The following is a 12,664-nucleotide window of genomic DNA, read 5'->3' as shown; positions in this document are numbered from 1 at the left end:
ATTCGGCGGTAGGGCCGTCGCCTACCCCAGCGGGCTGGTCGTAGTCCACCTCACCGGGCCGGCCGTCGCGTATCGCAGGGTCCCGGCCCTCGCCCATCTCGGGGTCCCGGCCCTTGCCTATTGCAGCGGTTGCCGTTCGTCCACTGCGTCGACTTCAGTCGTGAGGTCGCGACCACGGGTCTCGGGCGCGAAGAGCGCACCGAGCAGGCCGCAGCTGGCGAACAGAATGAGAACGATCGCAACGGGCCACCATGAGTCGGTGATCACGGCGACGAGCGAGGCCGCGATCACCGGCGCCAGACCGCCGGAGACGACCGATCCGACCTCTTTGATAGTGGTCATGAACGTATACCGATGCTTCGATCCGAACAGTTCGACCAACCAGCTCGACTCGACACCGTAGAGATTCGGCAGAGGCCCGCCGACGAAGACCGCAAAGACGGCCGCGATGATGATCGGGTTGCCCGTGTCGATGAGGATCATGGCCGGAATCGCGAAGAGGATCTGGAATAGAGTGAACCCCAAGAACACGGGTCGGCGACCCAGCTTGTCACTGAGCTTGCCGAAGTACGGCACAGTCGCGAAGCCGATGACGGTGCCGATCATGATGCCGGTGGTGACGATGGAGGAGTCGATTCCCGTCGTGGTGACCACCCACCCGACCATGAAGCCTTTGACGAGGTAGACTGCGGAGTTCTCTCCCATTCGGATGCCCAAGGCGAGCAGGAACGACTTCGTCGACCGACGCGCTTCGACGAGGATGCTCGGCTGATTGCTCTTGTCCGCGGCCACCTCGGCGCGGCGCTCCTTCGCCTCTTCGAACACCGGGGACTCCCTGACCTTCGTACGAATTGCCAGAGCCACGAAAGTGGTGACGATGCTGAGCAGGAAGGGCACCCGCCAGCCCCAACTGAGGAAAGCTTCGTCCGGCAGCAGGGTGAGCAACGTCCACAGAACAGTGGCCAGGAAGATTCCGCTGTTGGTCCCCATCGCCACGATCGCCCCGAAGAGCCCACGGCGACGCACAGGCGACGATTCGACCAAGAGCACCGAAGCTCCGGCCAATTCGGCTCCGGCTCCGAACCCCTGCACGAGCCGGAGTACGACGAGCAGCATAGGCGCCCAGATGCCTATCTTCGCATAAGTCGGCAGAAGACCGATGCCCATGGTGGCAATGCCCATCATCGACAGAGTGACGATGAGGACGATCCGACGTCCGTGCTTGTCCCCGACTCGTCCGAAGACGTATCCGCCGATCGGCCGGACTACGAAACCGGACCCGTAGACGCCGAGACTGGAGATCAGCGCCACCGCAGGAGTCTCATTGGGGAAGAAGAGCGGTCCGAAGACCAGAGCCGAGGCGAGCGTATACAAGGTGAAGTCCATGTACTCGAGCGAACTGCCGAGCCACGACGACCACGCGGCACGGCGCAGTTCGGGCCGAGTCACATTCGGATCAGGAGGGGAGGTAACCTGTGCGTTTGTCTTCATTGACATGATTTCAACTTTCTTCGATTCGAATTCTCGCTTGCTCAGCAGGGAGCCATAGTGGGCGACTGTCGCCTACAGCTGCCCGCGGACATCGGTCAGCGGGTGAGGGCTCCGGTTCAGCGCAGGTAGATCCGGGTGGGATCGAGCGTCTCTCGCAGCAGTGCCAGCTCATCCGGAGTCGGCGGCTGCGTCGTCTCGAGGTCGGTCGATACCTGGAGGTTCCATCCGGTCTGCCGCACCGCCTCGGCGGGGTCGACACCGGGGTGAACGGCTGTCAGAGTGAGCTCCTCATCCCGAGCGAAGCGCGTCATGATGCCCAGGTCGGTGATCACGTGGGTCACGCCGGAACCCGCCGGCATGGATCCGACCTCCGCCTCGGCAGCCTTCTTCGACCCTGGGGAGGTGACGAAGTCCAAGGATTCGACGAAGGTGCGCGGGGTGTGCCTGCGCATGACGAGGAAGATCTCTGCTGCGCCCGCCATGGCTTCGATGGCTCCTCCTGAGCCCGGAAGTCGGCTGTCTGGGTGCTCCCAGTCCTCGCCGATGAGGGTGGAGTTCAGGTTCCCGAACTTGTCGACCTGCGCGGCACCGAGGAAGCCGACATCGATTCGCTGGCCTTGCAGAACATAGTTGAACAGGTGCGTCATCGGCATCACCGAGGCGGCCCCCGGAACCAAAATCGAATCCGAGATGCTGCGCGGCATCACCGGCGGCCTGGCTCCGGTTACTCCCGACTCGTAGACGATCTCGATGTCCGGTGCGACAGTGTGCTGAGCCAGAGAGACGGCAAGAGTGGGCAGGCCGTGCCCGGCGAAGACCACGTTGCGTCCGGCCAGCGCCCGCGCCGAATGGACGGTGAGAAGTTCGCTGCTGGTGACCACGTCGCCAGCGACCTCGCTGCTTGTGGTCTCGCTGAGCTCGTCGCGGGACCGGGTCTCAGTGGTGTCGTGAGCACTCAATGTCATGCTCGCCCTCCATAGTTCACAGGCGTCGAATATGCGTCGTGGATGGCCATCCGCTCAAAATGTTCCGATCCGAGGGTGGCAAGGAACTCATCGTGGTCGCTCGTGCCGCGGATATTGGTCTCGAGCCAGTCCTGGACCGCCGCCGCGTCGCGGGCGAGCGCGGACCACTGTCTCGAGAATTCGTCGTCGCGGTCGTAATAGCCCTGGACCGAATGAGGATGCGAGCCGCGTGGCACGGCGACGACGGCATCGACGACGTGCGCGGGAACGATTGTGCGGTTCGGGTCGGAGCGGACGACAGCCTCGTCGACGATCTCCTCAACTGTGACGATGAGTCGGTGACTGGCGAATGCGGCCTCGGTTTGAATCCCGAGCATCCCCCATGCCTGCACGTTTCCATGCATGTCCGCACGTTGGGCGTGGATGATCGTGAGGTCGGGATTGAGTGCGGGGACGACGTGGATGTCCGGTCCACCGTAGGGGTCGGGAACGGACTTGATCCGCGGATTCTTCGCCGCTAGGTCGCTGCCCCGGTAGGAGGCGATGGGCTGGAACGAAAGCTTCGAGGCACCGGCCTGATAGCGGGCGACCATTCCGCCGTGACTGTATTCGTCGAACCACAGCGGTTCCGGGTCCGACTTCTCAATGCGCCGCCGAAGCTCGTGAAGGGAACCGGCCGAACTGTTGGCGATGAACGAGGAGATGAGACCTTTCAGGCAGTTCGCTCCGAGCAGCTGGTCGACGATGACGTCACAGGACATGCGCGCAAGGACTAGATCAGTGAAGCCCTGCCGGATGATCTCGTGCGCGGCAGCGACCGGCACGATGTGGCCGAAGCCCTCCAGGGCGACTGTATCCCCGTTGCGCAGATAGGTGCTGATCGCTTGGGGAAGACTCATCGTCTTGTCCATCGCGTTCCTCCTCGAACCTCGGATGACTGTGACCTGGGTCATCCTTTCAAAATCATTGATACCCGTCCAATACTTATAATGGAGACGATTAATGCAGTCCCTGCACTAATATCGCCCGATCCTCACTGGGCGGCCGCCTTCACGATTGAGACACCGATATGGACACAAAGCACATCCGCGCATTCCTCGTCCTCGCCGAGGAACTTCACTTCGGCAGAGCCGCCGAACGACTGCATATGACCCAACCGCCCCTCAGCCGACTCATCCGGGGCCTGGAGTCCGACATGTCGGCACAGCTGTTCGAACGCAGCACTCGGTCCGTGCGCCTGACTCCGGCAGGACAGGCGCTCGTCGAACCTGCGCGCGACATCCTCATGAGTCATCGCCTCGCCGACTCCGCAGTGCAGGCAGCGGGGAAAGGCGAGGTCGGACATCTGCGCCTGGGATTCACCGGCATCGCGACCCACAAACTCATCGGACGGCTGCTCAAACTGGTCCGCGGGACTCATCCGGGAATCCACCTCAGTCTGCAGAGCGCCTCCTTCGGGATGCCGGCCATCGACAGCGTCGCCGACGGCTCAGTGGACCTCGTCTTCGGCTATTGGCCATTCGTGCCACAGTCGGTCGATACTCGCGTCGTCGCCCAGGAGTCGCTTGTCGTCGCCATGCACAGAGAGCATGCCTTAGCAGGCCGCGAGTCGGTGTCGATGAGCGAGCTCGCGGGAGAGGAGTTCATCACGGTGCCGCCGAATCCGGGGTCGACGACGATCGAACGGCTCTACGAGCTGTCGCAGGCCGCAGGTTTCAACCCCACCGTCATCCAGGTGGCTCCGGACACGTGGACGATACTCTCGCTCGTCGGTGCGGAGATCGGCTGTTCAGTCACAGTGGCGTCGGTGCCGAAGAACGCCTCCTTCCCCAATATCGCCTTCGTCCCCCTCGAAGACCCGAAGGGGCCGTTCCCGCTGCTCATGGCATGGCGCAGAGATGACGTCAGTCCTGCCCTCGCTGAGGTGCTTCGACTGGCCGAGCAGCTGTTCCCCACCGATGTCCCGTAGACTCACATCAGTAAACGATCACTCGAAAAGCAGCGTGGGCTTCACGACGAGGATGTGTGATTCATGAGTGTGCTCTATCTGGTTCGGCACGGGCAGGCGTCGTTCGGCACGGATGACTATGACAGGCTGTCTGATCTCGGCAAAGAGCAGAGCCGCATCACCGGTCGCTTCCTGGCTTCCCAGGGCATCGAGCCAGACCGGCTCGTCCACGGAGAGATGCTGCGGCAGCGTCAGACCGCCGAGGGCCTCCTCGAAGGCATGAGCCGGAGCATGGACGCCCACGTCGACGCCGGCTGGAACGAATATGCCGCTTGGGAGCTCACCGGAGTGCTCACGGATCTCGACCCTCGCGCCCAGCACGATTCCAAGATCTTCCAGGGTGAGCTCGAACGCGGTGCGGCTCGCTGGGCCTCGGGCGAACACGACGAGGACTATACGGAGACCTACAAGCAGTTCACGTCACGGGTCGAACGTGCCCTCGATGAGACGACCAGCGCAATGGGCTCAGGCCAGTCAACGATCGTGGTCTCGAGCGCCGGCGCCATCGCGTCGACCGCCGCCCGCCTGATCGGCGGCGGTTTCGACCAGTGGATGGCCTTCAACCGGGTGACCATCAACACCGGCATCACGAAGATCATCACCGGCCGAGGCGGCACCAGCCTCATCTCGTTCAACGACCACGGTCACCAGGATCCGAAGAACGCCACCTACCGCTGAGGCAACGTAAGCCGAACCTGCGAATCAGCCCGCTGAGGGGCAAAGGTCGAGGCGGCGAAGGTCGGACCCGCGAGTCAGCCGTTCCCGCTCTCTCCCGATCGCCCGTGTTCTGTCCCTGTGGGTATCCCGAACACAACCGGTTCTGCAGGTCCGCAGCATCCGCCTGCGTCTGATGCGTCCGATGCGGCAGCGGTGTCGGGCAAGTCGACAAAACCCGACTTGCCGGTCGGCGCATCACACGAAGATCCGGCGTCGGTCGAACACACGCCGGTCTCCGGCAAGACGAGCTCGACTCGGTCGGCTGCCTCCTGGTCCCCGGCGATCGCTGCGACGACGGAGCGGATTTGCTCATAGCCGGTGTACATGAGGAACGTCGGGGCGCGCCCATAGGACTTCATACCCACGATGTAGAAATTCGGCTCCGGATGCCCGAGCACCCGGGCACCATGCGGAGCGACAGTTCCGCAACTATGATATTCGGGATCGATGAGCGGGCCCAACTGCCGCGGAGCTTCGACAATCGGATCGAGGTCGAGTCGGATCTCACGCAAGAACCCCAGGTCCGGCCGGAAGCCGGCGGCAGGGACGACCCTGTCGGCATGGAGCGTCACCGACTCGCCGCCACTCTCCGCAGCTAAGGTGCCACGACCGTCGGTGGAGAATCCGGTGATCGTCGTCGAGGCATGCACTTCGATGACTCCGGTCTCGACGAGGTGGCGAAGTCGCGTTCCCAAGGCCCCGCGTGCTGGCAGACCGTCCTGGTCCTCTCCGCCGTAGACAGATGCGGGATCTGATCGCCTGAGCACCCAGCCGATTCGCGTGCCCGGGGCTTCCTCACGCAGTTCGGCCAGCGCCAGGAGCGTGTTGGCCGCCGAGTGCCCTCCACCAACGACAAGAGTCCGCTGCCCGACGAACTGCTCTCGATCTCGGCCGACCACATCGGGCAGAGGCGATGTGACGAACCCGCTGCGACGGGCTTCGGCCTCGCCAGTCGCTGCGAGACCGGACTGCCCGAGCGGGTTCGGGCTCTCCCATGTCCCCGAAGCGTCAATAACTGCCCTGACCTGCAAATCCGCCGATGTTCCATCTGAGCTCCGAGTGCGGATAAGGAAAGGAGTCGATTCGCGCTGCGCGGTGCCCGTCCGATCCATTCCGACTCTGCTCACTGCCACAACCCGGGTATCGATGAGGACGGAATCTCGGAGTTCAGCTGTCTCAGCAAGCGGCTTGAGGTAGTCACGGATGAGCTCGGCACCGGTGGGCAGGCGGTCCCCGTCGGGCTCATGCCAGTCGGTGGGCGCCAGCAGGCTGCGCGCCGCCTCGTCGATGTTGTACTTCCACGGAGAGAACAAACCGATATGACCCCACTCGGCCACTGCCGCCGCGACAGTGGTTCCCGCTTCGAGAACGAGCGGTCGAACACCGCGTCGGACGAGCTGGGCCGCGGCCGCGAGGCCGACGGGACCGGAACCGATCACGGCGACCGGGAGCTGTTCGAGCGCATAATCAGTCATTGGGCGCCTCCTCGGCGATGGGGTTCGACGTGGTCGTCGACAGTGTGGATCTCGTCCCTGCATCGGGGGCGAGATCGACGACGAGGGCTTCGACTCTGGTCCTGATCTCATCCCGGATTCGGCGCACAGATTCCAGGCCCTGACCTGCGGGATCATCCAGAACCCAGTCTTCGTAACGTTTGCCGGGGAAGATCGGGCAGGTATCGCCGCAGCCCATCGTGATCACGACATCGGACGCGAGCACGGTGTCGGCGTCGAGGAGCGTGGGACTGTTTCGAGTGATGTCGATGTCGAGTTCCCTCATCGCATCGACTGCGACTGGGTTGATCGTCTCGGCCGGTGCGCTGCCGGCCGACCGCACCTCGATGCGCTCTCCGGCCAGTTCGCGGAGGAATCCAGCCGCCATCTGGGACCTGCCGGCGTTGTGCACGCAGACGAAGAGGACACTCGGCTTGCTCATCTGTGCAGGACTCATACTCGGTTCACTCCTTGATCAGCGGCCGATGGGAAGAATCGGGGTCGCACCCAGAGCGCGACGTAGACGAGGGCGACGAGGATGGGCACCTCGATGAGCGGTCCGACGACTCCGGCGAGCGCCTGCCCCGAGGCGACACCATAGGTTCCGATCGCCACTGCGATGGCGAGTTCGAAGTTGTTGCCGGCAGCGGTGAATGCCAGGGTCGTCGTCTTCTCATAACCCAGGTTCAGTGCCTTGCCGATGACCATCCCGGCAGCGAAGACGACGACAAAGTAGACGAGCAACGGCAAGGCGATGCGGGCGACGTTGCCCGGGTGAGAGGTAATTTCGTCACCCTGGAAGGCGAAGAGCACGACGATGGTGAAGAGCAGTCCGTACAGTGCCCACGGCCCGACTTTGGGGAGGAATCGATCTTCGTACCACTGACGTCCCTTTGTCTTCTCTCCCACCGTGCGTGTGAGGAAGCCGGCAAGAAGCGGGATTCCGAGGAAGACGAGGACGCTGAGGGTGATCGCCCAGAAGGAGAATTCGCTGGACGTCGTCGGCAGACCCAGCAGGCTCGGAAGCCACTGGAGGTAGAACCAACCGAGGAGCCCGAATGCGAGAACCTGGAAAACCGAGTTGATGGCCACGAGCACGACGGCAGCCTCACGGTCTCCGCAGGCCAGATCGTTCCAGATGAGGACCATGGCGATGCACCTGGCCAGACCGACGATGATCAGTCCGGTCCGGTATTCGGGCAGATCAGGAAGGAAGAGCCATGCGAGCACGAACATGAACGCCGGTGCGGCCAACCAGTTGATGGCCAAAGAGGTGATCATGAGCTTCTTGTCTGCCAGCACGTGTCCGGTCTCGTTGTACCGAACCTTGGCGAGCACAGGAAACATCATCACCAGCAGGCCGATGGCGATCGGCAGGGACACGTCGGCGACCTTGACCGCGTCCAGAGTCTCGGCGACGCCGGGCACGAGTCTGCCCAACACCAGGCCCAGGGCCATGGCGCCGATGATCCACAGCGGCAGAAATCGATCCAGTGTCGACATCTTCGCCGCCACAGGCGAATCGGTGCCGGCTGGCGCAGTGGAATGCATTGTCTCCCTCGAGGTCCTGATCGACTCGGCGCCGCGGTCACATGCTGACGCATTGAAGTTTATCGATACGATAGGACCACAATACATCGACAAGTGTCAATGTATGGGCATAATGGAAGAGTGACCACACAACCCGCGCCCCCTCCGACACAAGCGGACGACTGCTGCCCGTCGCTGACCGTCTCGCCGTTGAGCCTCGATGACGCTCAGGATTTCGCGCGCATCTTCAAGGCAGTAGCCGATCCGACTCGGTTGCGCCTGGTCTCCCTCGTCGCCGCGCACGAGCAGCAGGAAGCGTGCGTCTGCGATCTCACCGAACCCGTCGGTCTCGGCCAGCCGACCGTCTCCCACCACCTGAAGATCCTCGTCGATGCCGGAGTCCTTCACCGTGAGAAGCGCGGAGTCTGGTCGTACTACTCGCTCGAGATGGACACACTGAACCGCTTATCAGCGTTTCTCTCTACGAAGTGAGAGCACAACGGCAAAGCAGGGAGCTAGCCCCACCTCACGCGTGCATCCGCGCGCCTTTCACCACCCGATCAACACCATTCTTCGGCCCACGCAGGGCCACCCCGACTAGGTTGAGTTCCTCGGCCGGGACACCGGCCACGGCGGCCCGGTTGGCTGCATCGTGGCCGGTGGAGAACAGCTCTTCGGTGTAGATTGCTGTCGGGATTCCGCGTCCCATCGCCTTCGTCCGGATCGACCGCAGTTTATCCGCATCCGCGGTCATCACCATCACCGGCTGGCGCAGCATCGGCAGGTAGTCGTTGCCGTCGGCGTCCCGGTAGTTCTCCCCGACCAGTCCCACGTCGCTCGTGGCGATTCCGGACATGAGGAAGGCGGTGACGTTGAGTTCCTGCCATGCCTTCAGGTCATCGCGGAGGACGACGACGACCTTCGTATCGAACCGGACGGGCGCACTCGGCTCGACAGCCGGCGCGCTCCCATCGGCAGACGTTGACGGCACGACCGCCTCGGTGACGGCATTGCTCGCAACCGCCTCGGTCGACGTTGTGGTGTCGGTCTGATCTGGGGAATTTGTGTTCTCATGCATGGTCCCAGCTTCACCGACCCCGCACACCGCGGTCTTGTACATTTGTTGCATGGTCGACGTCATCCGCGCCTGGCATCCTCAGGTTCCGCAGGTCCAGGAGGTGCTCCACGCCCGCTTCGACCATCATGCCTATCCCGCGCACACGCATGATTCGTGGACGGTCCTGCTCATCGACGATGGCGCCGTGACCTATGATCTCGATTGCCACGATCACCTTGCCACGCCGACCGCGGTGACGCTGCTGCCGCCCCAGGTGCCCCACGACGGCCGCTCGGCGTCGCCGGAGAAAGGCTTCCGCAAACGAGTGCTCTACCTCGAGCCCGAATGGCTGCCGGAGTCCGCAGTCGATGCCGCGGCGGATTCGCCCACCCTGCTCGGCACGGATGCCCTCACCGAGGTCACCGACATCCACGCCGCCCTGGCGGATCCGGCCGATGCCCTCGCCGCCGAGTGCGGGGTCCTCGCACTCCGCGAGTTCGCGCTCTCACGACTCACCCCGGTCGGTGAGCCCACCTCGGATGCGCCGCTCGCCCGTCGTCTGCGCGATCTGCTCGATGATCGTCTCCTCGAATCGTTCACCATCGCCGAGGCGGCCACCGAGCTCGGCACTCACCGCAGCCATCTGGTGCGGGTCTTCACTCGAAACTTCGGAATCTCGCCCCACCGGTACGTCATCGGCCGCCGCGTCGACCGCGCCCGCAGGCTGCTGCTGTCCGGGAGCTCTCCCGCCGAGGCGGCCGTTGAGTCAGGGTTCCATGATCAGGCGCATCTCACTCGCCGCTTCCGGTCGACCTTGGGAACGACACCTGGCATATTCTCCAGACGGTAGAGGGCGGAGCCGATATCGATTCGGCTCCGCCCTCTGCTCGGATCAGATACGAGACTGCATCACAGCATGTCGGTCTTCCGTCGCCTCGATACGAGGATAGCGGCTATTCCGCCCCCAACGAGGAGTACGCCGAGGAGGCCGAACGTCATCGCTCCAGCGGCGCCAGTCCTCGGCAGATGAGAGCCGTCGCTGCCGGAGTCGGTCCCACCACTGGGGCTCCCTCCTGAGTCGGTCGCGGATCCATCTGCTGAAGTGCTCCCGGCCTTCGACGTGCTCGACCCAGCGCTATCCGCGTTCGAGTTCGTCGCAGCCGAGTCATCAGCCTCTGGATCTGCTGCGGCCGAGTCGTCAGCACTCGGATCAGTTGCCGCGTCAGCACCTGGGTCGGTCGATGCCTTGGCATCGGCGTCCGTCGCTGCCGTATCCTGGCCGTCCGAATCGGCTGCGGCGTCTACGTCAATATCCATTGACCCCTCGTCCTTGCCGTCCGGGTCAGTCGAAGCATCGTCACCACCGTCAGGATCGGTCGAGGCCTCGGCATCTGAATCCTTCGACGCTTCGGACTCGGCGTTCACGTCGGACGAAGTGTCCGGGTCGGATGATGTGTCCGGGTCAGTCGATGCATCCGCATCAGGCGACGCGTTCAGATCAGCGTCTGCATCAGGATCAGTAGAAGCGCCCGGGTCTGACGATGCATCCGCGTCAGGCGACGCGTTCAGATCAGCGTCTGCATCAGGATCAGTAGAAGCGTCCGCGTCTGAGCTCGGGTCTGTAGAAGCTTCGCCCTCCGGATCGGCACCGCCTTCGACATCTTTCTTGTTGACGATGTCTGAGAACTCCATGTCCCGCTTCTCACCAGTGATCGTCACGGTCTGCGTCTCGTCCGTGAGTACATATCCGTCCGGAGCGTTGGTCTCCGTAATGGTGTAGTCGCCCCAGGCTAAGTCGGTCACTTCGAACTGCCCGGCCGCCTCGTCGGCGTCGAGCTCGCCGTTGTCGGCCACGACGAAGTCCTCGCCGTCCGGACCCGTCAGTGTGAATTCAGCACCGGCGAGCGCGTCGCCGTCTTCGTCGACCTTCTTCCAGCTCAGCCCTCCGGGGATCTGTTCGTTGACGAGCCGACAGGTGATGATCGCGTCCGTGTCGACAGATTCGGTCAATTCGAACCCGTCTGCGATGTTTCTGGTGCCGACCTTGCGTCCGTCTGCGGTGCAGAGCGCGTTTGAACCGGACTGCTGCTGCAGTCGGTAGCCTTCCTGCTGCTTCTCGGAAGCCTGTACGCCTTCGGCCGGGGTCTGCAGTTTGAAGCTCACCGTCCCGGCCGCATCGGTGGTCTTCTCCACTCCGTCCACCGAATCCGGGGACGAGATCGTCCAGCCCTCGCCCGGGTGTTTCGCGGTGTTCTTCGCGTGTTTGCCGGACCCAGGGTCGATGAGTTTGGTGACGTTGAGAGTTCCTCGGCAGCTCTTCGTGGCGATCTCACGGAGCTGTTCGGCCAATTCGGAGTAATCAGAGACCACATAGTAGTCGTCGCCTGCGGTCTGGCCCGAGACCAGCTTGATGTTGCCCTCGTTGATCTCGCTGCCCACTCCCAAACCGACCACCTTGGTACCTTGAGATTTCAGAGCATTCGCCGATTCGATGGCTTTGTCGATGTCGATCTGATCGGTTCGCGTACCGCGGTCGGTATTGCCCCGTTCGGACCCCGGCACCCCGTATGCCGTGGGCTTGCCGTCGGTGACGAACAGTACCAAGTCGTGGTTTGTACCGCCCAACTGCCCCAACCCGCGGTCCCAGTTCGTGCCTCCTGAGTTCTGCGGAACCCGCCGAAGCGCGTCGATCTGCTTATTGAGTTCGTCGACTGAGTCCGAGGTTGCGACAGACGCGCTGTTGATCGGCTCGTTGGTGCCGTCGGGTCCGAACGTTGCAAACGAGTTGACAGACACTCTGCTGGGAGTCCCCGAGAGGCCGCTGGCGACAGATTTGACCGCCGACTTCGAATCGTCGACGTCTCGATCGGACAGGGAATTCGAGAGGTCGAGGACGACTCCGATATCGAGGCCGCATTTATCGGCCAGTGAGGGGTTCGGCAGGGGTTCTGCCGCGGCCTGTGCCGGCGCGACGGATGCACCGAGGAATGCGAACGAAGCAAGAACAGACGATGCGAGGATCGCCGCTCCGTGCCTCGTCATAGGAGGTCGCTTCAGGGACAAGGGTCTTCTCCTTCAGAAGAGGCCGTCACCTGCGCATTCGACGAATGCCAGATGATCGGATGCACTGTCTATGGGGTTGTGAGGCGGCCCTGCAGCCACGTGGTTCAGCAGGACCGCCTCGGACGAGTCCGGGACTCGGAGGGGTCCCGAACCGGCTGTTGACTAACTGCCGGCTCAGGCTCGGAGCGATCGTGGATCTTGACCTCCCCATAGGCTGAGACCTCTGCGCAATCGATTTCGTTCGCGAGTTTCAGAAGTTTCTCTCCAATGCATGACGACAGGGGCCACAGCCGCGTTTCCACCCGAAACGAAATGGCTCAGCCGCGCGTGGGTATCCCTG

General features: G+C 63.1%; 12 protein-coding genes. 4 read left to right on the top strand and 8 right to left on the bottom strand.

The window, feature by feature from the left end; all coding sequences use genetic code 11:
* Nucleotides 1–117: 117 nt before the first annotated feature.
* The 3 genes from ACOZ9V_RS03340 to ACOZ9V_RS03330 all read right to left on the bottom strand — a co-directional run bounded on the left by ACOZ9V_RS03340 (nucleotide 118) and on the right by ACOZ9V_RS03330 (nucleotide 3,367).
* On the bottom strand, nucleotides 118–1,449 hold the full coding sequence (locus ACOZ9V_RS03340) for an MFS transporter (RefSeq protein ID WP_434593613.1): 1,332 nt from the start codon (nucleotides 1,447–1,449) through the stop codon (nucleotides 118–120).
* Nucleotides 1,450–1,607: 158 nt separating this feature from the next.
* Nucleotides 1,608–2,456, bottom strand: a complete 849-nt coding sequence (locus ACOZ9V_RS03335; RefSeq protein ID WP_259358803.1) for a CoA-transferase subunit beta — start codon at nucleotides 2,454–2,456, stop codon at nucleotides 1,608–1,610.
* On the bottom strand, nucleotides 2,453–3,367 hold the full coding sequence (locus ACOZ9V_RS03330; RefSeq protein ID WP_434593610.1) for a CoA transferase subunit A: 915 nt from the start codon (nucleotides 3,365–3,367) through the stop codon (nucleotides 2,453–2,455). The genes ACOZ9V_RS03335 and ACOZ9V_RS03330 overlap by 4 nt, the downstream gene beginning before the upstream one ends.
* Before the next feature lie 158 nt (nucleotides 3,368–3,525).
* Between ACOZ9V_RS03330 and ACOZ9V_RS03325 the strand changes: the two genes are divergently transcribed.
* On the top strand, nucleotides 3,526–4,425 hold the full coding sequence (locus ACOZ9V_RS03325) for a LysR substrate-binding domain-containing protein (RefSeq protein WP_259358804.1): 900 nt from the start codon (nucleotides 3,526–3,528) through the stop codon (nucleotides 4,423–4,425).
* Nucleotides 4,426–4,488: 63 nt separating this feature from the next.
* Nucleotides 4,489–5,142 (top strand): histidine phosphatase family protein, encoded by a 654-nt coding sequence (locus ACOZ9V_RS03320; protein ID WP_434593606.1) that lies wholly within the window; start codon nucleotides 4,489–4,491, stop codon nucleotides 5,140–5,142.
* Between the two features lie 74 nt (nucleotides 5,143–5,216).
* On the opposite strand, the gene ACOZ9V_RS03315 is transcribed toward ACOZ9V_RS03320, so the two are convergent.
* The 3 genes from ACOZ9V_RS03315 to arsB are packed head-to-tail and all read right to left on the bottom strand — an operon-like array spanning nucleotide 5,217 to nucleotide 8,225.
* Nucleotides 5,217–6,656 carry an NAD(P)-binding domain-containing protein gene (locus tag ACOZ9V_RS03315; RefSeq protein ID WP_434593603.1) on the bottom strand — a complete coding sequence of 480 codons (1,440 nt, stop codon included), beginning with the start codon at nucleotides 6,654–6,656 and terminating at the stop codon, nucleotides 5,217–5,219.
* Nucleotides 6,649–7,116 carry an arsenate reductase ArsC gene (locus ACOZ9V_RS03310; RefSeq protein WP_139469932.1) on the bottom strand — a complete coding sequence of 156 codons (468 nt, stop codon included), beginning with the start codon at nucleotides 7,114–7,116 and terminating at the stop codon, nucleotides 6,649–6,651. The genes ACOZ9V_RS03315 and ACOZ9V_RS03310 overlap by 8 nt, the downstream gene beginning before the upstream one ends.
* An 11-nt stretch (nucleotides 7,117–7,127) precedes the next feature.
* Nucleotides 7,128–8,225, bottom strand: a complete 1,098-nt coding sequence (gene arsB, locus ACOZ9V_RS03305; RefSeq protein WP_181271952.1) for an ACR3 family arsenite efflux transporter — start codon at nucleotides 8,223–8,225, stop codon at nucleotides 7,128–7,130.
* 99 nt (nucleotides 8,226–8,324) lie between these two features.
* Between arsB and ACOZ9V_RS03300 the strand changes: the two genes are divergently transcribed.
* The gene (locus ACOZ9V_RS03300; protein WP_181271951.1) at nucleotides 8,325–8,696 is read left to right on the top strand and encodes an ArsR/SmtB family transcription factor; all 372 of its coding nucleotides are present in this window, start codon (nucleotides 8,325–8,327) and stop codon (nucleotides 8,694–8,696) included.
* A 34-nt stretch (nucleotides 8,697–8,730) separates the two neighbouring features.
* Here ACOZ9V_RS03300 and ACOZ9V_RS03295 read toward each other — a convergent pair whose 3' ends face one another.
* Nucleotides 8,731–9,282 carry a DUF2000 family protein gene (locus tag ACOZ9V_RS03295; protein ID WP_434593599.1) on the bottom strand — a complete coding sequence of 184 codons (552 nt, stop codon included), beginning with the start codon at nucleotides 9,280–9,282 and terminating at the stop codon, nucleotides 8,731–8,733.
* 49 nt (nucleotides 9,283–9,331) lie between these two features.
* On the opposite strand from ACOZ9V_RS03295, the gene ACOZ9V_RS03290 reads away from it, so the two are divergent.
* Nucleotides 9,332–10,111 (top strand): AraC family transcriptional regulator, encoded by a 780-nt coding sequence (locus tag ACOZ9V_RS03290; RefSeq protein WP_434593596.1) that lies wholly within the window; start codon nucleotides 9,332–9,334, stop codon nucleotides 10,109–10,111.
* 59 nt (nucleotides 10,112–10,170) lie between these two features.
* Here ACOZ9V_RS03290 and ACOZ9V_RS03285 read toward each other — a convergent pair whose 3' ends face one another.
* Nucleotides 10,171–12,303: a SpaA isopeptide-forming pilin-related protein gene (locus ACOZ9V_RS03285; RefSeq protein ID WP_434593593.1), complete on the bottom strand. Its 2,133-nt coding sequence runs from the start codon at nucleotides 12,301–12,303 to the stop codon at nucleotides 10,171–10,173.
* Nucleotides 12,304–12,664 lie beyond the last annotated feature (361 nt).

This window comes from Brevibacterium sp. 1718, assembly GCF_051131255.1.
Taxonomy (GTDB): Bacteria; Actinomycetota; Actinomycetes; order Actinomycetales; family Brevibacteriaceae; genus Brevibacterium; species Brevibacterium sediminis.
This window is presented reverse-complemented; position numbering and strand designations above follow the sequence as displayed.